The sequence below is a fragment of the Alistipes communis genome (assembly GCF_006542665.1).
GTDB classification, from domain to species: Bacteria; Bacteroidota; Bacteroidia; order Bacteroidales; family Rikenellaceae; genus Alistipes; species Alistipes communis.
Genome location: NZ_AP019735.1, coordinates 3,024,631 through 3,044,265, shown reverse-complemented (window position 1 = coordinate 3,044,265; position 19,635 = coordinate 3,024,631). Strand labels below are relative to the sequence as shown.

19 protein-coding genes are annotated in these 19,635 nt (G+C 59.8%); 11 read left to right on the top strand and 8 right to left on the bottom strand.

Annotated elements, in window-relative coordinates:
- Window positions 1-10 precede the first annotated feature (10 nt).
- Window positions 11-556, top strand: a complete 546-nt coding sequence (locus FMF02_RS12425) for a 2-oxoacid:ferredoxin oxidoreductase subunit gamma family protein (protein ID WP_026074704.1) — start codon at window positions 11-13, stop codon at window positions 554-556.
- 216 nt (window positions 557-772) lie between these two features.
- Here FMF02_RS12425 and FMF02_RS12420 read toward each other — a convergent pair whose 3' ends face one another.
- Together FMF02_RS12420 and FMF02_RS12415 are read right to left on the bottom strand one after the other, a co-directional pair.
- Entirely contained in the window at window positions 773-1,168 is a 396-nt protein-coding gene (locus tag FMF02_RS12420; protein WP_141413366.1) for a hypothetical protein, read from the bottom strand.
- 378 nt (window positions 1,169-1,546) lie between these two features.
- Window positions 1,547-3,826 (bottom strand): outer membrane beta-barrel family protein, encoded by a 2,280-nt coding sequence (locus FMF02_RS12415; protein WP_141413365.1) that lies wholly within the window; start codon window positions 3,824-3,826, stop codon window positions 1,547-1,549.
- A 412-nt stretch (window positions 3,827-4,238) separates the two neighbouring features.
- Between FMF02_RS12415 and rd the strand changes: the two genes are divergently transcribed.
- The 3 genes from rd (at window position 4,239) to FMF02_RS12400 (ending at window position 5,846) form a co-directional block, all read left to right on the top strand.
- The gene (gene rd, locus FMF02_RS12410; protein ID WP_019129434.1) at window positions 4,239-4,403 is read left to right on the top strand and encodes a rubredoxin; all 165 of its coding nucleotides are present in this window, start codon (window positions 4,239-4,241) and stop codon (window positions 4,401-4,403) included.
- A 190-nt stretch (window positions 4,404-4,593) separates the two neighbouring features.
- Entirely contained in the window at window positions 4,594-4,977 is a 384-nt protein-coding gene (locus FMF02_RS12405) for a hypothetical protein (RefSeq protein ID WP_141413364.1), read from the top strand.
- Window positions 4,978-5,300: 323 nt separating this feature from the next.
- Window positions 5,301-5,846 carry an FUSC family protein gene (locus FMF02_RS12400; RefSeq protein ID WP_141413363.1) on the top strand — a complete coding sequence of 182 codons (546 nt, stop codon included), beginning with the start codon at window positions 5,301-5,303 and terminating at the stop codon, window positions 5,844-5,846.
- Here FMF02_RS12400 and fmt read toward each other — a convergent pair.
- The 5 genes from fmt to FMF02_RS12375 are packed head-to-tail and all read right to left on the bottom strand — an operon-like array spanning window position 5,813 to window position 10,770.
- Window positions 5,813-6,796 carry a methionyl-tRNA formyltransferase gene (fmt, locus tag FMF02_RS12395; RefSeq protein ID WP_141413659.1) on the bottom strand — a complete coding sequence of 328 codons (984 nt, stop codon included), beginning with the start codon at window positions 6,794-6,796 and terminating at the stop codon, window positions 5,813-5,815. The genes FMF02_RS12400 and fmt overlap by 34 nt on opposite strands.
- A gap of 4 nt (window positions 6,797-6,800) precedes the next feature.
- A complete protein-coding gene (locus FMF02_RS12390; RefSeq protein WP_141413362.1) occupies window positions 6,801-7,187 on the bottom strand; it encodes a VOC family protein in 387 nt (128 codons plus the stop codon).
- Window positions 7,188-7,191: 4 nt separating this feature from the next.
- A complete protein-coding gene (locus FMF02_RS12385; protein WP_019129438.1) occupies window positions 7,192-8,418 on the bottom strand; it encodes a bifunctional 3,4-dihydroxy-2-butanone-4-phosphate synthase/GTP cyclohydrolase II in 1,227 nt (408 codons plus the stop codon).
- A 16-nt stretch (window positions 8,419-8,434) separates the two neighbouring features.
- Window positions 8,435-9,937, bottom strand: coding sequence for an LptF/LptG family permease (locus FMF02_RS12380; RefSeq protein WP_019129439.1), 1,503 nt, complete (start codon window positions 9,935-9,937; stop codon window positions 8,435-8,437).
- A complete protein-coding gene (locus FMF02_RS12375; RefSeq protein ID WP_141413361.1) occupies window positions 9,934-10,770 on the bottom strand; it encodes a metal ABC transporter permease in 837 nt (278 codons plus the stop codon). The genes FMF02_RS12380 and FMF02_RS12375 overlap by 4 nt, the downstream gene beginning before the upstream one ends.
- Before the next feature lie 92 nt (window positions 10,771-10,862).
- On the opposite strand from FMF02_RS12375, the gene mtaB reads away from it, so the two are divergent.
- From mtaB to FMF02_RS12340, 7 genes are all read left to right on the top strand, one after another.
- Window positions 10,863-12,185 carry a tRNA (N(6)-L-threonylcarbamoyladenosine(37)-C(2))-methylthiotransferase MtaB gene (mtaB, locus tag FMF02_RS12370; protein WP_141413360.1) on the top strand — a complete coding sequence of 441 codons (1,323 nt, stop codon included), beginning with the start codon at window positions 10,863-10,865 and terminating at the stop codon, window positions 12,183-12,185.
- 172 nt (window positions 12,186-12,357) lie between these two features.
- On the top strand, window positions 12,358-13,200 hold the full coding sequence (locus tag FMF02_RS12365) for a hypothetical protein (RefSeq protein ID WP_141413359.1): 843 nt from the start codon (window positions 12,358-12,360) through the stop codon (window positions 13,198-13,200).
- The gene (locus tag FMF02_RS12360) at window positions 13,197-14,642 is read left to right on the top strand and encodes a TrkH family potassium uptake protein (RefSeq protein WP_179952765.1); all 1,446 of its coding nucleotides are present in this window, start codon (window positions 13,197-13,199) and stop codon (window positions 14,640-14,642) included. The genes FMF02_RS12365 and FMF02_RS12360 overlap by 4 nt, the downstream gene beginning before the upstream one ends.
- On the top strand, window positions 14,639-16,177 hold the full coding sequence (locus tag FMF02_RS12355) for an SPOR domain-containing protein (RefSeq protein ID WP_244611579.1): 1,539 nt from the start codon (window positions 14,639-14,641) through the stop codon (window positions 16,175-16,177). The genes FMF02_RS12360 and FMF02_RS12355 overlap by 4 nt, the downstream gene beginning before the upstream one ends.
- A gap of 45 nt (window positions 16,178-16,222) precedes the next feature.
- The gene (locus FMF02_RS12350) at window positions 16,223-16,699 is read left to right on the top strand and encodes an NfeD family protein (RefSeq protein ID WP_141413357.1); all 477 of its coding nucleotides are present in this window, start codon (window positions 16,223-16,225) and stop codon (window positions 16,697-16,699) included.
- Window positions 16,700-16,725: 26 nt separating this feature from the next.
- A complete protein-coding gene (gene floA, locus FMF02_RS12345; protein WP_141413356.1) occupies window positions 16,726-17,697 on the top strand; it encodes a flotillin-like protein FloA in 972 nt (323 codons plus the stop codon).
- Window positions 17,698-17,725: 28 nt separating this feature from the next.
- Window positions 17,726-18,718, top strand: coding sequence for a 4Fe-4S binding protein (locus FMF02_RS12340; RefSeq protein ID WP_141413355.1), 993 nt, complete (start codon window positions 17,726-17,728; stop codon window positions 18,716-18,718).
- A gap of 86 nt (window positions 18,719-18,804) precedes the next feature.
- Here the strand turns inward: FMF02_RS12340 and FMF02_RS12335 are convergent, their stop codons facing one another.
- Complete coding sequence (locus FMF02_RS12335) at window positions 18,805-19,572, bottom strand: CDGSH iron-sulfur domain-containing protein (RefSeq protein ID WP_141413354.1); 768 nt, start codon at window positions 19,570-19,572, stop codon at window positions 18,805-18,807.
- Between the last annotated feature and the right edge of the window lie 63 nt (window positions 19,573-19,635).

Below are 19,635 nucleotides of genomic sequence, written 5' to 3'. Positions count from 1 at the left end.
ATCCAAGGGTATGAAAGAGACGTTAATTATTGCAGGATTCGGAGGACAGGGCGTCCTCTCGATGGGAAAGATTCTCGCTTACTCCGGCGTGATGCAGGATTTCGAGGTGACGTGGATGCCTTCCTACGGGCCGGAGATGCGCGGAGGTACGGCTAACGTGACGGTCATCCTCTCGGATCGGAAGATTTCGTCGCCGATCGCCTACCAATACGATACGGCCATTATCCTCAACCAGCAGTCGATGGACAAGTTCGAGGCGAAGGTGCGCCCGGGCGGTACGCTGATCTACGACACGAACGGCATCACGCACCACCCTACCCGCACCGACATCCGTATCTATACGATCAACGCCGCCGAGGAGTCGGCCAAGCTGGGGAATTCGAAGTTGTTCAACACGATGATTCTGGGCGGATACCTGAAAGTATGTCCCGTGGTGACGCTCGAAAACGTGGCGCTCGGCCTGAAAAAGTCGCTGCCCGAGCGGGCATGGAAGATGCTGCCCGAGAACGAGAAGGCGATCCGCCACGGTGCCGAAATCATCCGGCAGGTACGCTGACGAACCCTCTATGGAATGCGTCCGGCCGCTCCTTATCGGAGCGGCCGGACGTCGTTTTGGCGGAGGATGTTTGCAATCGTTACTTTGTCGTGGTGCGTTCTTCGGCCGTGGCCGGAAACGGCAGTCCGCAGAGGCGAGAAGGGCGGCTCCTCGCCAACTGCGGCTTGGAAAATATCCCCCGCCGGCTGCGGTCGGAAAACGACGCTACGGAATGGGTTACTTTTGATTCGGGGCCGTCGTCTCTTTGGGTTGGAAATCAATCTGATAGAATTTGAATTCCGGTTTGGTGATGGCGCCCGTCGCGGCGTCGATACCCCAACCGAGAATATTCAGCAGGTTGATGACCGATACGGCGTTGAAACTCTTGTTGATGATGATCGGTTCGGCCGTGTAGTTCGGCGATTCGATCTTGACGACCGTTTCGTCGAAGCTTCGGCGGATTTTGGTCGTATAGGGGAACGTGACGTTGGTGTGTTTCATTCCGTCGATGGTCAGGGTGGCCTTTTCGGAAATCTCACCGTCGAAAGTGACTTTGGTTTTTGAACCGCAGAAAATAGTGGCGCAAGAACTCATTAACAGCCCTGCGCAGATCAATGTAATGAACTGTTTCATAGATTTATGCAGATAAGGCCGTGTCCCCTCGGCGTGGTTGGTATTGGGTTGGAACAGGTACATAAAAAACGTGGGACAAAACTTTTATCTGTCTTCTGAGGTGTCGCATACCTTGCAGCCAAATAAAGAGTAAAGCCCACGTAGAAACGTGAGCGTTTACGCCTTACTCTTGGCTGCTTGTGAAAGTTGCGACGTTTCAGAAGACAAGAAATAAAGCTAACGCTTTTATATGTATGTACCGGCGCTTTTCGTGCGTGGACGGTACGGAAAATCAAAAAAGATGCTGCGGTTATCTATTCATAGGCAAATGGTGTTATAAATCTCTCACTGTTGCAAATATACGATTATTTCTTGAAAATAGTTTAGGCCACCCCTTTTTCAGTGGCCGAATCGCGAGGTGTCGACCTTCTTGCGTTCCCTGTCCTTGTAGCCGCCGAAGCGGTAGACGAAGTTGACCGTCACGTTGCGCGTGTGGAAGTCGTTGCCCATGCGCAGACGCTGTTCGCCGAAATCGACCTCCGAGACGGGCGTCATGCTGTCGAACAGGTCGTTGCCCTTGACGCTCAGCTCGGCCTTGCCGGCGGCGAACGTCCATTTCACCCCTGCGTCGAGGCGCCACGAAGCGCCGATGTCGTAGGTGCACTGGATCGCTTCGGACTGATAGTACCCTCCGAACTCGAACGCCAGATCGGGTTTGCGCGAGAGGCGCAGCGTATTGTCCAGAGCGGCGTATCCCACCCATTTCGAACGTTTGTAGTCCATGCCGTAGAAATCGCGGTTGCGCAGCAGGTAATCGAATCCGGAAAGCGTGATGCGCGACGTGAACCGTTCGCCGATACGCAGCGGCACGACGGCCAGCGCCCCGAAGGAGGACATATAGTCCCAGTTCAACGTCTGGTAGATGAGCGCCGGACGGTCGGGAGAGAGATAGGCCGACTGGGTGAAGGCGTCGACGCGGTGGTTGCCGAAGAGCTGGAAAATGTATTTCTGTTTGAGGACGTAGGTCAGCGTGAGACCGTAATTGGACGAGGGACGCAGGCCGGGCGTACCGTGAACCTCGGCATAGCCGTCGAGGTAGGTGACGGCGCCCGACATGTCCCAGAACGAAGGATAGCTTTTGTCCGAGGAGAACTCCGCTTGCAGGATATGGTCGGCCGACGCCATCCAGCTCAGCGAGGCCTGCGGGAAGAACGCCCAGCGGTCGTAGCCGTTGCGGCGATAGTATTCGCCTGTGAGCGAGGCCGAAAACGAGACGCCCGATGCGAAGTTCCGGCTCGTACCCGCATAAAGGTCGTAGGTGTATTCGTCGAGCCGCAGGTCGGTGTCGCGGTCGCTCATCGCCTCTTCCGACGTATAATACTGGTAGTCGTTGTCGCGGACATAGACGAAGCGGGCGCCGTAGTCGAGTGTCCACTGCCGGCCGAGGTCGTGGCTCTGGTCGAGCGAGAGCGAGAGGCGGTCGATGCACTGTCCGGCGTCGGTGCGGAACGACGAAGGTGCGCCGTCGGCCGGCAGGAGCGACATCTCCTGCCGGCTGGTGGTGTTGTAATGCGTGTAGTCGGCCCCGATCTGCATTCCGAAACCCGTGGAGGCGGAGAGCGCGAGGTTGTGCATCGCCGCGTCGTCGCGGATATGCGAGTCGCTTGCGACGTAGTTGCCCGTGGCCGAGATGTCGCCTTTGCCCGACGGGGTGAACGATGCGGTGTAGGCCAGGTCGATATGGCTTTTTTCGGAGGTTTTCCACGAAAGCCCCGTGCGGAGGTTGTGCGTGAGGTTGTCGTCGGCAAGGCGCTGCTCCTGCCGGATGTCGAACGTGTCGCTGCCGACCGTGTGCTGCGAGGTCAGCGGCAGTTTGCGCATCGAACGGGCTTCGCCGACGCGGTAGAGCGCGTCGACCGAGAGTGTCGGCGTCGAATAGACGGCGCTCGCTCCCGTTCCCCACGAGTGGTAGTAGCCGCCCTCGTAGGTGCCGTTGACCTGGCCGGAGAACGAGCGGCCGAAACGGCGGCGAAGCACGACGTTGATCGCCGCGCCGCGAATGTGGTACTGCGGCGGTGCGGCGTAGAGCACCTCGACCTTCTCCACCTGCTCGACCGGGGTCGATTTGAGCAGTGCGGCGAGCTGTTCGGCCGTCATCGTCGAGGGTTTTCCGTTGAGGATGACCGTCACACCGGCGGCGCCGGCGAGCGTGAGCGCCCCGTCGCGTTCGCTCACGCCGGGCAGTTTGGTGAGGGCTTCGTAGGCGTTGGCGGCGATTTTGCCCTGTGCGGCGACTTGGAGGTCGTAGCTCAGGCGCCCCTGCTCGACTTTCACCAGCGGGCGTTCGCCCCGGACGACCACTTCGTCCACGAGGTTCGTCGCTTCGGTCAGCGTAACGGTGCCGGCGTCGTCGCCCGAACGCTCCACCGTCAGCGGGTCGTAGCTGAGATGCTGGAACAGCAGTCGGTAGGGACGGACGCCGGATGCGATGGCGAACCGCCCTTCGAGGTCGCTCGCCACGGCGTCGACATAGACCGAGTCGGGCGTCTGCATGACGACCGCGACCCCTGCGACGGGTTGCTGCCGCTCGTCGACGATGCGGCCGGTGACGGTCTGACCGATTGCCGTTGCCGTCGCAAAGAGGCATAGAGGCAGTAGGATGAGGCGGAATCTGTGCATAGTTCGGGTCTTCTTGGTTCGACATTATCGGAGAGAGGGCGGACAAATGTAGGAAAATTTTTTCGGGGGGGGGAAATATTTCGACGAATATTTTCGATAGCCTTTTGTCCGCTATTTCGCCGATGAATAGTATGCGGGTTATATCGGACGGATGCGGTCGCTCGGACAGCGGACGGCGATTGTCCGGGGACGATGGCGGAAGCGGACTTTCGGAGCGTCGGTGTACGGGAGTGTGGGGAACGGGCGGTCGTCGTGAAGGGGCGCGCCTCATCGGCGGAAAGAGGTCTCCTGTTTGGGCGGTTTGGTACGGCGATTGTTTCTGCTGATGGCGGTATCGGGATTTCCGATTTGGTTTTTCCGAAAAATGATGCTACATTTGTTGGAAACAAATCGAATTCAAAAGAATAAGCGTATGAAAAAGTATCGTTGCACGGTCTGCGAATGGATTTACGATCCTGCCGTGGGTGACCCGGACGGAGGTATTGCCGCAGGAACGGCGTTCGAGGATATTCCCGAAGATTGGGTGTGCCCTTTGTGCGGTGTCGGCAAAGACCAGTTCGAGCCGGTCGAGGAGTAAGCCCTCCCCTGTCAGAAAAAGACGAACGCGGCAAGCCCGTCGGCTTGCTACGTTCGTCTTTTTACGATGCTTCGGAGGTTGGGAGGCCGTTACGATATTGACGACGAATATCCTGAGCGGTTTGGAAATATTGCGGAGTTTTCGTAACTTCCCTGCATATAATGGTTCGATGGTATAACAAACTGCGACTATGAAAATGACTGAATTGGAGAAAAAAGAAATAGAGCGAATTCAAGCTAAAATAATGAATACGGCGGCGATAATACTGGGATGTGCAGGTATTATATTTGTCATGTGGATTTATTGTATCAAAGGTCCAGATATTGACCGATCTCTTCGAGAACATGCAAAATATACCACTGCATATATTAGTGGAATAGCAGGAAGACCAGGACGTGTTTCGGTGTTTTTAATATATAAACATGACGGCAAAATTTATAAAAGAGGTGTTGGTTATTATCCTCGGATTGAAACCTTTTCCATGAAACCGCCTCGGGAGGGGGATTCCTGTATTGTTGCTTACGATAGTTTGAATCCGAGATATTGTACCATTTACAAAGATTTCAGGCGATAAGTTAAGCCGCGCCTGCTCAATTTCTGAGCAGGCGCGGCTTTTTCGGTAATATCTTCTGGTGGCGGCAGTCGGACTGCGACAGGGATTTTCAGTGTTTGTCGCCGGTCGGCGTCAGGTCCGAAGGTGCGATCCGCGAGGGCGGATATGGCCCGAACAGCGTTGGTCTCTGTGCTCGGCTTAATGAAAAGGTTCGTTTTCGGCAGTTTTTTCAGCGATCGGCATTCGGTACCGGACACGGTGAGCGGCGGTTTTTCGGGATTCGGAGCGGATTTCGGGACGGACAGGAGTTTTCCGGTGCGTTTCTTGCCGTGGGGACGGGAGAGATGATTACACCGTGGGAGATACTGCACCGCGTGCAGCCGCTCGAAGTGATTGCGAAAGCCGTCGCCGTCACGCTCGCCTACCTGCTCGGTTTTGCGATTACGTCGCATTTCCATGAAGCGTCGAGCCTGACGGGGGCGATGCTGGCCTGTGTCTCGGCGATCGTCGTGCAACAGCAACCCGATATCCGCCACGCCGTTCAGCAGGGGTGGCTGCGGGTGCTGGGCACCTTCATCGGTGCGGTCGTGGCCTATGTCTATCTGGTGAATTTCCGCTTTTCGCCGGCAGGAATGGTCGTCGCCGTCGTATTGGAAGAGGTGATTTGCATGATGTTCAAGGTGCCGGACAACGGCAAAATGGCTACGATCACGCTTATCATCGTACTGATCGTCTCGGAACGTTCCCCCGACCTGTCGCCATTGGCCAACGGACTGTTGCGCTTCTCGGAGGCGACGGTCGGTGCCGTGGTCGGTATTGCGGCGGTATGGCCCGTAGACCGTTACCGCCGCTGGCGTCAGGCTTCGGCTGCCTCCTCCCCGAAGGAGTAATCCGAGAGGTCGCGCATACCCGGCAGCAGGTCGCGCGCCGACATCCGGCGTTTGCCGGCGATCTGCAATTCGTCGACGACGATGCGGCCGTCGGCGCAGGCGACCGCGAGGTAGGTGCGCTTGTCGGTCTCGACGGTGCCGGGCCGCTGTACTACCCCGCCCGGTTCGAAATGCACGGCGAAGATTTTGGCCGTATCGCTCGGCTCCCCCTTCTTGAATATCGGCGTCCATGCGGCCGGATAGGGCGACAGTCCCCGCACGAGGTTTACGATGCGCTCGCCCGGCTGCCGCCAGTTGATGCGGCAGTCCTCCTTGAAGATCTTCGGTGCGGGGTGCAGGCGGCTTTCGTCGAAGTGCATCTGCTCCGCAGGAGTGCAGTCCCCCGCTGCGATGCGGTCGACGGTCGCGGTGACCAGTTCGGCGCCGAGCAGCATCAGCCGTTCGTAGAGCGTTCCCACGTTGTCCTCCGGCGCGATGGCGACACGCTCCTGCGCGAGGATCGCCCCCTTGTCGATTTCGTGGTTGAGCAGGAACGTCGTGATACCCGTTTCGCGTTCGCCGTTGATGATGGCCCAGTTGATCGGGGCCGCCCCCCGGTATTCGGGAAGCAGCGAGGCGTGCAGGTTGAAGGTTCCCAGACGGGGCATCGCCCAGACGACTTCGGGCAGCATCTTGAAGGCGATGACGATTCCCAAATCGGGCTGCAACGCCTGCAAGGCATCCAGAAATGCCGGATCGCGGAACTTTTCGGGCTGCAATACGGGCACTCCCAGTTCGCGGGCGGCGATCTTCACGTCGCTTTCGCGCAGGTGCCGGCCGCGGCCGGCCGGTTTGTCGGGGACGGTGACCGCCCCGACGACGTTGTACCCTTCGGCGACGAGCCGCCGGAGCGACGGGACGGCGAATTCGGGCGTACCCATGAAGACGATGCGCAGCGTTTTCGGATTCATCATGTCATGCTTTGTATACGAGTTCGACAAGGTTGCCGTCGGGGTCGCCGACCGCACTTTCATAGTAGCCGTCGCCCGTGGTGCGGGGTTCGCTCAGCACGGGATGGCCGTCGGCGCGCAGCCGTTCGGTGAGCCGGTCGACCTCGGCGCGGCTCTCGCAGCCGAAGGCGAAGTGCGCAAGCCCCAGATGCTGTGCGGCGTCGGGCGCCGTGACGTCGGTGCGGCGCATCAGTTCCAGCGATACGCCGTCGGCGAAGGTGACGAAATAGGACTCGAAACCCTTGGCGGGGTTTTCGTACTTTTCGCCCGCATGGCCGTCGAAATAGGTCGTGTAGAAATCCCGCAGGAGTTCGATCCTCCGGCTCCAGAGTGCGAGGTGGTGCAGGCGCATCGGCTTACTTCTTTTTGAACAGGCCGAGCGTATGCCCCATGCGCACCTCCTTGGTTTCGAGGTAGTGCTCGTTGTACTTGTTGGGCGCGATGACGATCGGCACGATCTCGTCGATGTGCAGCCCGTAGCCTTCCAGTCCGGCGCGTTTGAGCGGGTTGTTGGTCATCAGGCGCATGTGTTTGATCCCCAGCTCGCGGATGATGCTGGCCCCGACGCCGTAATCGCGTTCGTCGACGCGGAATCCCAGCCGCAGGTTGGCTTCGGCCGTGTCGAGCCCCTCGTCCTGCAACTGGTAGGCTTTGATCTTGTTGCACAGGCCGATGCCGCGCCCCTCCTGGTTGAGGTAGACGATCGCGCCTTTGCCTTCGCGCTCGATCATGCTCATGGCTTCGTGGAGCTGTTCGCCGCAGTCGCAGCGGTAGGAGCCGAAGATGTCGCCCGTGACGCACGACGAGTGCATACGGATCAGCACGGGCTCCTCTTCCGTCCACTCGCCCTTGGTCAGGGCGACGTGCTCCAGCCCGTTGCTCTTCTGGCGGAACGGCGTGAGGCGGAACATCCCCCACTTGGTGGGCATGTCGACCGTCACGCCCCGTTCGATGATCGACTCTTCGCGCAGACGGTAGGCGATCAGATCGGCGATGGAGACGATTTTCAGGTCGAATTTCTTCGCCACTTCGAGCAACTGCGGCAGGCGGGCCATCGAGCCGTCCTCGTTCATGATCTCGATCAGAGCGCCGCAGGGCTGCAATCCGGCCAGACGGGCCAGATCGACGGCCGCTTCGGTATGTCCCGGCCGGCGCAGCACCCCCTTCTCGCGGGCACGTAGCGGATTGACATGGCCCGGACGCCCCAGATCCGACGGACGGGTGGCGGGATCGGCCAGCGCACGGATCGTGGCGGCGCGGTCGTGGATCGAGACGCCGGTGGTGCAACCCTGCCCCAGCAGGTCGACCGTCACGGTGAAGGGAGTCCCCAGCAGCGAAGTGTTGTTCTCCTCCATCATGTTCAGTTCCAACTCCTCGCAGCGCGACTCCGAAAGCGGTGCGCAGAGCACGCCGCGGCCGTTGGAGAGCATGAAATTGACGATTTCGGGGGTGATTTTCTCGGCGGCGACGATGAAATCGCCCTCGTTTTCGCGGTCTTCGTCGTCGACGACGATCACGATCCGGCCCTCGCGGAAATCCTCGATAGCCTCTTCGACCGTATTGAAAATAGCGTTCTTAGCCATAATTTGCACTCGTATTTTATTTATTCTCTTCGGGTTTGCGTTTGAACCTGCCGGCGAGCGCCGACATCCATTTCGGAGTATGGATCCCCCACTTCTCCTTGTAGTATTTGATACGTCCGGTGTACCAGTCGACGTCGAGCAGCACCGAGTCGTTGGTCGCCTTGTAGGTGAGGTAGACGGCGATCGGGGCGAGGATGAACGACGAGAGCCACATGCCGTAGAAGGCTTCCCAGTTGCCTTCGCGCGCAGCCTTTTCGCCCGAGATGCTGATGATGTAGTAGATGACGAAGAAGATCACCGAGATGACGATCGGCGTTCCCAGGCCGCCCTTGCGGATAATGGCGCCCAACGGTGCGCCGATCAGGAAGAAGATCATGATCGAGATCGGAAGCGAAATCTTGCGGTGCCACTCGATCTTGCTGCGGTAGAGCTGGTTGAGCGCCTCCTTGGCCGTCGATTCGTCGAAAGAGAAGAGGCCGCGCGAGTTCTTGGCGTTGGCGCGTGCGATGCCCCACACCTTGTCCCGGTCGCGCAGGCCGAGCCGTGCGATGGAGTCGGCGATGAGGGCGTCGCGGAATCCGCTTTTGTCGATGCGTGCGCTGTCGGGCAGGGGCAGCACCTGGTTGTCGTTGGCGAAGATCTGCTCCCTGAGCAGCGGTTCGTAGGAGCGTGTGGTGGCCGAATTGACCGTCAGCTCCAGCGAGTCGATCGCCCGGTCGAGCTGGGCGATGTTCTTGGTCGTGCTCTGGTTCGAGAAGTTGGCGTCCGAGCGTTCGAAACCAAAACCCTCCATGGGGATGACGCCGTCCTGCTTCTCGAAGATGTGATGGCGCAGCGCGCTTTTGCTGTACCACTGGTAGTTGCGCGTCTGCTCGTAGGTCTCGCCATTGAAGAGCGTGACGAGCAGGTATTTCTTGTCGTCCGACAGGCGGATGTAGCCCGAGTCGGCCACCGTGGTGGTCATGTTGCCGTTGATGTTGCGGTTGTCGTAGATCAGCACGTCGCGCAGCAGGTGGGTCTTGGGGTCCTGTTTGCCGACGCGGATGCTCATGTCCTCGATGCCGTTGAAGAAGAGCCCGTCCTGGAATTCGATGACCTGTTTCTGCTGGCGGATGTCGTAGAGGATGCTGAGCATCTTCTTGTTGGCATAGGGAACCAGATTGTTCACCACGAAGAAACTGCCGATGGCGATGATGCCCACCACGATGATGAGCGGTTTGAGTATTTTCGGCAGCGACATGCCCGCCGACTTCATCGCCAGCAATTCGTAGTTTTCGCCCAGGTTACCCAGCGTCATGATCGCCGCCAGCAGCATCGCCAGCGGCAGGCCCATGGGAATCATGTTGGCCATGGCGTAGCTCATCAGCTCGATGATGACGCCGGCGTCGAGCCCCTTGCCCACCAGCTCGTCGATATACCGCCAGATGAAATTCATCATCAGGACGAACATCACGATGAAGAAGGTCAGGAACATCGGTCCCAGATACGACTTCAATACGAGCTTGTGAATCGTTTTCATCCGCGGCGGGTTTTGGCGCTTTCGTGTCGCAAAGATAATAGTTTTGCCACAATAAGCGACGCGGTGAGGACAAATATTATGGCCACGCCCGAGGGCAGTTCCCACTGGTAGCTGACCGCCAGGCCGGCCACTCCGCCCAGTGCGCCGAGCACGGCGGAGCCGAAGGCGATCGTGCGGAAGGATTTCGAGAGCGTGTTCATCGTCACGGCGGGGACGGTCATCAGCGAGATGAGCAGCACGATGCCCATGACGCGGATGGCCAGCACGATGGTGACGGCCGTGAGGGCCGCCATGAGATAGGAGACGGTCTGCGTGGCGATGCCCTGGCTGTGGGCGAATTCGCGGTCGAAGGCGACGTACATCACCGGACGCAGCCACAGCGCGGCGCCGGCGACGACGAGCGCCGTGAGCGCGGCCAGCGCCGCGACGTCGGCGCCCGAGACCGTCACGATGCTGCCGAAGAGGTATCCGGCCAGATCGCCCGACGTGTAGCCCGGACGCAGGCTCATGAAGAGTACGCCGAGCGCCATGCCGACCGACCAGATGATGCCGATGGCCGAATCCTCGCGGATGCGGCCGCGGTTGCCCGCCCATTCGATGCCGAGCGCCGAGAGAACGGCGAAGACGAGCGCTCCGGCAATGGGATTCAGTCCCAGATAGAAGGCGATGCCCAGCCCGCCGAACGACGCATGAGTGATGCCGCCCGCCAGAAAGACCGTGCGGCGACAGACGACGTAGGTGCCCATGATCCCGCAGGCGATGCCCGAAAGGATGCAGGCCGCGAGCGCGTTGTGCAGATAGGCGTAGCGGGCGATATCGTAGAAAAAATCCATAATTGCCGATAAACGAACGCAAATTTACGGTTTTTATTCGACTTTCGCACGCTTTTTTGTAATTTCGCCGGCAGGAAAAACGAATTGTAAAGATGCTGAGACGACGCGTCAGTTTTCATACGTTGGGCTGCAAGCTCAACTTCTCGGAGAGTTCCACGCTCGCCCGGCAGTTTGCCGAAGGGGGCTTCGAGCGCGTGGCCCCGACGGCCGAAGCCGATATCTGCGTAATCAACAGCTGTTCGGTGACCGAACACGCCGACAAGAAATGCCGCAACCTGATCCGCAGGCTGCATCGGCGCAATCCCGAAGCGATCATTGCCGTGACGGGATGTTACGCCCAGCTCAAACCGCAGGAGATCGCGGCGATCGACGGGGTGGACATCGTGTTGAGCAACAACGATAAGGGAGATTTATATCGACGGGTGGTCGAACTGGGTGCCAAGGGGCGGCAGATCGTCACCTCCTGCACGACCGAGGAGTTGACGCGCTTCTTCGCCGCCTTCTCCGGCGGCGACCGTACGCGCGCCTTTCTGAAAGTGCAGGACGGATGCGACTACTGCTGTTCCTACTGCACGATCCACTATGCCCGCGGTGCGAGCCGCAACCTGCCGATCGCCGAGGCAGTGGCCGAGGCGCGCCGCATCGCCGAGGCCGGTCAGCGCGAGATCGTCATCACGGGCGTCAATACCGGCGATTTCGGCCGGACGACCGGCGAGCGGTTCATCGATCTTCTGCGGGCGCTCGACGCGGTCGAGGGGATCGAACGCTATCGAATTTCATCGATAGAGCCTAATTTGCTAACGGACGAAATCATTGACTTTTGTGCCTCGTCAACTAAATTCCAGCATCACTTCCATATTCCGTTGCAGAGCGGTTCGGACCGGATTCTCGGCCTGATGCGCCGACGCTATACGACGGCGCGCTTCGCCGATCGGATCGCCGCCGTGCGCCGGCGGATGCCCGATGCGTTCATCGGCATCGACGTGATCGTCGGTTTCCCGGGCGAGACGGAGGCCGACTTCCGGACGACCTACGATTTTCTGACGGGGATCGCTCCGGCGTTCCTCCATATTTTCCCCTTCTCGGAGCGGCCCGGTACGCCGGCCGTCGACCTGCCCGGCAAGGTGCAGGCGTCGGTGGCCTCTGAGCGGGTGAAACGGCTCGAAGCGCTGTGCGACCGCCTGCACGGCGATTTCTGCCGGCGCACCGAGGGCACCGAGTCGGCAGTGCTCTTCGAGAGTACGATGCGCGGCGGGATGATGTTCGGTTTTACGGGCAACTACATCCGCGTCAAAGCACCTTACGAGCGGGCCTTTATCAACCGGATCTGTCGTGTCAGGCTGGGGGCGATGGACGGTATGCACGACCTTGCGGGGGAGATCGTGCGCGATAACGGCGAAACGGAGCGTTTGTAATCTTTGGCTTCGCCTTAGATACTTTGTCTCGGCATAATCAAGCTAACGCTTGCTTCTGCGCTCGACTTTTCGTATCTTTGGCTTCGCCTTAAATACTCCGCCTCGGCAATTGCAAATAAATTTGCATTGCTCTCGGCTTAATCGTATCTTTGCTACAAATTTTCATTGAAAGATGAAAGGAATCCGCAAACGGGTGTTGGTGAGTTTTCTCAGCGTCGTGGTCCTGCTTTTTTTCGCAGGGCTGGTCTCGTTGTTCGAGCTCCGGCGCGTGAGCTCCGACACGGAGGAGATTCTGCGTGCCAGCGAGCGCAATCTGGGACTTGCCAAAGACATGCTCGATGCCGCTGCGCGGCAGAACAAGGCCGTCGTGCACAGCATCGTGTTCCGGCAACGCGATTACGATACGGTGCTCATGGGCAGCATCGCCGAAATGGCCCGCACGTTGGAGGTCGTCCGTCGGGAGGCGGTCGAGCAGGCTTATCTCGACACGCTTTCGGTGTCGGCCATGAACGTGCAGCGCCTTACGCAGGAGTTCCTGCGTCTGCAAGCGCAGCGCATGACGTCGGAGGTTTCGGGAAGGTTGGAGTTGCGCGGGGGGAAGGACTCGCTGTCGATGAAGAGCGTCGAAATGGATTTCGACGGCGCGCGCTGGTATGCCGAAGCCTATTCGAAGGCTTACGACAAACTGACCGGTTCGATCAAGAACTACATGATCTCGACCCAGAGTTCGCTGGCCCCGCGTACCGAGCAGCTCAAACGCAACGCCTACCGTGCGGTGACGCCGGTGCTGATCTCGCTGCTGGTGATGATCGCTATCGTGTTGATGCTCTATTACTTCGTTTCGGCTTATCTGGTGCGTCCGGTGCTGGCGATGAATAAGAGTCTGGGCGACTATCTGCGTTTCGGTCTTCCGTTCAGGATCAAGGCCGAAGTCAAGGACGAGGTGGCCGAGTTGAAGGATCGTATCGACGACGTGATCCAGCTGGCCAGGAAAACGAAACCGGAACAACGATGAGACTGGGCGTCGTATTGCGATACGTGGGAATCATCATGTTGGTCGTGGCGCTGTTCATGCTCCTCTCGGCCGGCGTGTCGCTGGTCAGCCATACCGACTCCGGGTACTACCCGCTGCTGCTTTCGGCATTGCTGACGGCCTTGCTGGGCGCTTTCCCGCTCATCTTCGTCGACCGCACCGAACAGCTCAGCAGCAAGGAGGGCTACTGTATCGTCGTGGGATCGTGGATCGTGGCCAGCGTCGTGGGGATGTTCCCCTATCTGATGTGGGGCGGAGAGTTCTCGCTCGTCAACGCCTGGTTCGAGAGCGTGTCGGGTTATACGACCACCGGTGCGTCGATCCTGAAAGACGTCGAGGCGCTGCCGCGCGGGCTGCTCTTTTGGCGGTCGTGTTCGACGTGGCTGGGCGGTGTCGGCGTGGTGATGTTCGCGCTGCTGATTCTTCCTTCGCTGGGGACGAACAAGGCGCTGCTGACCAACGTCGAGTTGTCGTCGATGGCCAAGCACAACTACCACTACAAGGCGTCGATGATCGCCCAGATCCTGCTGTTCATCTACCTGGGGCTGACGTTCTGTTCGACGCTGGCGTTGAAACTGGCGGGCATGAACTGGTTCGACGCGCTGACGCAGGCCATGTCGGCCGTCGCAACGAGCGGATTCAGCACGAAGAACGCCAGCATCGGGTATTTCGACAGCGTGGCCGTGGAATCGATCCTGATCGTGACGATGTTGCTGGCCAGTATCCATTTCGGCGTGCTTTTCGCTACATTGACGGGACGCCGGAACAATATTTTCCATTCGGAGGTGACGCGGTGGTATCTTTCGATCGTGGCCGTCGTGACGGTCGTCGTGGCCGGCAGCCTCTATTTCGGCGGGGTGTACGACACCGTTGCGGGGGCGTTGCGCTATGCGGCTTTTCAGGTCGTGTCGCTGATTTCGACGGCGGGATTCGCTACGGCCGACACCACCGTCTGGCCGGCGACGGCGATCGTGCTGCTGATTTCCGTTTCGATCGTCTGCGGCTGTGCCGGTTCGACGACGGGCGGTATCAAAACCGACCGGTTCCTGTTGGCAATAAAGACCCTGCGATTGCGTTTCTCTTTACAGCAGCATCCCAACGCCGTGGTGCGCGTGCGTATCGACGGCAACGTGCTGGACGACAAGATCGCCTCGACGGCGGTGGTGTTCATCGTGGCCTATTTTTTGGCGCTGCTCGCGGGAACGGTCGTAGGCACGATGTGCGGAGTGGATATGGAGACGAGTTTCTCGTCGTCGGTGGCCTGTATGGGAAACGTGGGGCCTGGATTCGGCATGGTCGGCTCGCTGGGCAACTACTCCGACCTGCCGGCCGTGATGAAGTTTTCGAATACGATGTTGATGTTGCTGGGTCGTTTGGAGATTTTCGGACTCGTGCAGTTGTTTTTTCTAAAATGGTGGAGATGATGCGTAAAGGATTTTTCCTTTTGGCGGTGTTGGTCGCAGTGGGTGCCGCCGAAGCCTCGGCGCAGGAGGTGACGGCGCGTATCGCGGGACTGGAAGGCAATGCGGAGTATATGGAGATGCTGCGCGAAGAGGCGTCGTTGCAGGCGCGCGAGGATTCGGTGACGATGGTCGTCAACCGGGTGCGTCGACAGCTGCGCGACGATCCGGCGCAGCGGGCGGTCTATTCGGCCGAGATTCTGCGGTGCGAGGAGCAGCTCTTTTCGATCCGCACCGAACGGGGGCGGCTGACCGATCGGATTAATACGGTCGAACAGGATTGGGTGCTGGCGAATCTCGACTTGAGCAGTCCGTCGACGACGACGGCCGGCCGTGCGGCGGGTACTCCCCTGCCCGATTCGTTGCAGACGGCCGATCTGGTGCACAACGCCTATTTCCGCGAACAGCTTCCGCAGGCCGACTATCGGGCACTGCTGAGTGCGCAGCGCAGGGAGCGCACGGCATTCGACTTGGCGGCGGCTTGTGCGGCGAACTACGAAGCGATCGAAGAGTTGAAGATCTCCTACGACACGATCACGGCCGAGACGCCGGCCGCCGTGCTGTACGAACGTTACCGTACCCTGCAATCGCTCAACCGCTCCTTGTGCGATTCGCTGCAACGGGTGTGGGGTGCGGTCTACGACAACAAGAACTACGCCTACGCCTACGTGCTCGACAGGTTGGGACGCGACGACCTGCTCGCCAAGACGGAGGAGCAGCTGGCCGGCGTGCGGCAGCAGATGGCCTCCGAGCGGGGACGTTACTATGCCGACGAACTGACCGACTATCTGTTGCAGAAACGGGCGCTCGTCGACGTGGAGACGGAGCTGGCCGGAGCGCTGGGGCTGACCGCGGCGCGCGATTCGCTGGCGCGCGCGGCCGCCGGCCTGCGAATCGTCGATTACCGGCTGCCGAAACTCTTCATCGAAGAGCGCATGTTCCTCGAATACGAGCCGATCGGGTTCGTCACGCCGGCCAAATACAACGCCTCGCACCACATTCCGGAGGTAAAGGTCTACGAGCGTGGAACGATCTACCGGATTCTGCTCGGCACCTATACGAACCGCACCAACGGCGGTTACCTCTTCAAGGGCGCCTATCCGCTCGGATACGAAAAGGTCGAGGGGAAATACGCCTACTATGCCGGCGGGTACCGTACGCTCGACGAAGCGCGTGCGGCGCAGGAGCAGATGAAGAAGAAGGGATTCCGTCGTCCTGAGATCGTCGTATGGAACGACGGCGAGCGCACCAACCTGGCCGATGCGGCCGAGCAGGGCAATGCCCCGATGTTCCGCGTCGAGATCGGCGGGCTGGACGGCTTTCCGGAGGAGTTGCGCGCGGCGGTGCAGGCCGTGGCCGGCGAATCCGAAATTTCGCGTGCGGGCCGGCATTTCATCGTCGGGCCGCTGGCGGACAAGGCCGTAGCCGACAAGGTCGCCGAAGCGGTGATGCAGCAGAATGCGTCGTTGGAGGTGAAAATTGCGGAAATAGTTGAATAATTCGAAAAAATCGATTATCTTTCCAGAAACTAAACCTCTCAATCTATGTGGCTCATTATCCTCCTGATCTTATTGGGTGTCCTGTTTCTGGTGGCGGAACTGGTGTTGCTGCCGGGTGTCTCGCTGGGTGCGCTGTTCGCGTTGGTCTGCTACGGCAGCGCGATCTATACGGCTTTTGCCGATTACGGCCCCTTCACGGGCGGTATCGTCGTGCTGATCATTCTGGCGTTGTCGTTCGTGGCTACGGTGCTTTCGCTGCGCTCGAAGACGTGGCAGCGCTTCTCGCTGAAACAGAAGATCGAGTCGTCGAGTATGCCCCTTCCCGATAACGAGGTGAAGGCGGGCGACCGCGGCGTGGCGGTCTCGCGCCTGGCTCCGATGGGCAAGGTCGAGATCGGCGGCAGGATTTACGAGGCCAAGTCGACCGATGTCTATATCGACCAGCGCAGCACGGTCGAGGTGGTCGGGTTCGAGAATTTCAACGTCGTCGTGCGCAAGGTCGCCGACGAACCCTCCGTATGAATTTACTAATCTAAAAATAGTTCAAGATGGATCAAACGGGAATTATCGCGATCACGGTCTTTGCAGGCCTCGTCGCGCTGTGGTTGATATTTTATTTCATTCCGGTGGGATTGTGGTTCTCTGCGCTGGTTTCGGGCGTCAGAATCAGCCTGTTGCAGTTGATTTTGATGCGCTGGCGCAAGGTGCCGCCCTCGGTGATCGTCTCGTCGATGATCGAGAGTACGAAGGCGGGGCTTTCGCTCGATCCCAACGAGTTGGAGGCGCATTTCCTGGCGGGCGGCAACGTTCCCAATGTCGTCCATGCGCTCGTCTCGGCGCAGAAGGCCAATATTCAGCTCGACTTCAAGATGGCTACGGCGATCGACCTGGCGGGCCGCGACGTGTTCGAGGCGGTGCAGATGTCGGTCAACCCGAAGGTCATCAACACCCCTCCCGTGGCGGCCGTGGCGAAAGACGGTATCCAGCTGATCGCCAAGGCGCGCGTGACGGTGCGTGCCAATATCAAACAATTGGTCGGCGGTGCCGGCGAGGAGACCGTGCTGGCACGTGTGGGTGAAGGTATCGTCTCGTCGATCGGTTCGGCCGTGAGCCACAAGGTCGTGTTGGAGAATCCCGATTCGATCTCGCGCGTGGTACTCGATAAGGGACTGGATGCAGGTACGGCGTTCGAAATCCTCTCGATCGATATCGCCGACATCGACGTGGGCAAGAACATCGGTGCGCAGTTGCAGATGGATCAGGCACAGGCCGACAAGAACATCGCCCAGGCGAAAGCCGAGGAGCGCCGCGCGATGGCCGTCGCGTTGGAGCAGGAAAACCGCGCCAAGGCGCAGGACGCCCGTGCCAAGGTGATTCTGGCCGAGGCCGAAGTGCCGCTGGCGATGGCCGAGGCGTTCCGCAATGGCAATCTGGGGATCATGGACTACTACAAGATGAAAAACGTCATGGCCGATACGGCCATGCGCGAAGCGATCTCGAAGCCCGTCGATAAAAAATAGGAGACCCGTTTGCCGCGGGGATTGCGACATGTCGGTTGAGGAACTTACATCCGCGCTCGAAACGTATATCCGGGAATCGCCCCGCAATTATGTGGACGAGGCGATGGCGCTCGTGCCGTCCGATGTCGGGCAGCGGCTCTACGATACGCCGCTCGTACGGGTCGGTTCGGCCGATGATCCCGAATGGGAAGAGATGAAGCGTCCGGAGGCCGTCGGACATCTGTTCCGCACGCCGAAGGAGTGGCTGCCGGAGGCCGTGAGCGTGGTCTCCTATTTCGCCCCGTTCAGCGATTTCGTCGTGGAGGGCAACAAACGCGATGCGGTCGATGTCGGCAACGGCTGGCTCTATGCGCGCGTGGAGGGGCAGGCTTTTCTTACGGAGGTGAACCGTTTCCTCGAACGATGGTTCCGCGAGCGCGGTTACAGGGCCGTCGCTCCCTATGCGAGCGCCGGGTTCCGGTATGTTTTCGAGGCCGGAACCAATGCCGAAATCGCCGACAAGTCGCTCAGTTTCACGAGCAACTGGTCGGAGCGGCACGTGGCCTACGTCTGCGGGCTGGGGACGTTTTCGCTTTCGAAGGGGCTCATCACCGAACGCGGGGTGAGCGGCCGTTTCGGCAGTGTCGTGACCGACGCCCCGCTGCCCGTCACGAAACGCCGCTACACGGGGCTTTACGACTACTGCTCGATGTGCGGAGCCTGTGTGCGCAACTGTCCGGCACAGGCCATTTCGCTCGAACACGGCAAGTCGCATCATCTGTGCTGTTCCTATTTCGACACGCTGCGGGAGAAGTATGCGCTGCGCTTCGGCTGCGGCAAGTGCCAGGTCAATGTGCCGTGCGAGCGGGAGAATCCCCAAAAAAGGATAAGTTCCGTTTTTGAACTTCATTTCGTTCGGAAAGAGGCTTCCCCTTATCCGGACGTGAAAACGGAATGCAGCTTTGGAAGTTGCGCTCTGCGCGAGCCGCCGAAGGTAAATCGGCAGAGACGAAGCGGCGGACTGCAACATGGAACCGCATGATTCCGCGAATGAAAATCACCCCTGCCGGAATGTTCCGGCAGGGGTGAATCGTGGGGGCCGGGGCGTCGGACGTTCCTCCGCGCCGATCAGTAGACTTTTTCGGGGAGGGTTTCGCCTTCGGGAGTCCCTTCGAGCCGGTCGTTGAACCGGATCGAGGCGTGCGTGCCGTCGCAGTAGGGCTTGTTGTGCGACGCGCCGCAGCGGCACAGCACGACGCGGTTGCGGATCTCGTAGGTCTCGCCCGATTCGCGGCTGACGGGAATTCCGCCGCGCACCCACAGGCCGCTGCTGGCTCCGATGGCGACGTCTTCGATGAGTCCCAGCGACGGCTCGAAGCGGAATTCGTAGGGAGTGCCGGTCTCGTTGTCCCACGCCATCAGCCGGCCGCTGGGGCACATCGAAGCCTCGCGGATGGCCAGTTCGCGCGCCTCGTCGTTCTCCGGTTGCCCGACCAGATTCCACGCCTGCCCCTTGGCGTCGCAGAAACGTGCGAAGACGCAGTATTTGGGGTTGTCGGTCATCGAGAGGGTCTCGCCTTCGGTCAGTTCGACGTTGTCCAGCAGCGGAGCGTCGTCGGCCGTCAGGCGCGGATCCCACGCCGCGTGGACGTGTGCTCCGTCGCAGTAGGGCTTGTTCTTCGAGGCGCCGCAGCGGCACAGCGCCGTCGGTTCGTCGTCGGTCGGGAAGTGCGCACCCTGCTGAAAGTACCAGCTTTCGCCCTCGGCGTCGGGCATGATGAACTGCTGGGCCAGCGGCGGCTGTCCGTAGATCAGATAGGGGCCCGTCTCTTCGACGGTGATGCGGAATCGGGCGTCGGCCCGTTTCGATCCTTTTTCGATGTCGATCTTTTTCATATACGAGCGGGAGGAAGGCATGGTTGGATGGTTTATACGGTCGTGCCGGCAGGAAATCCCGCC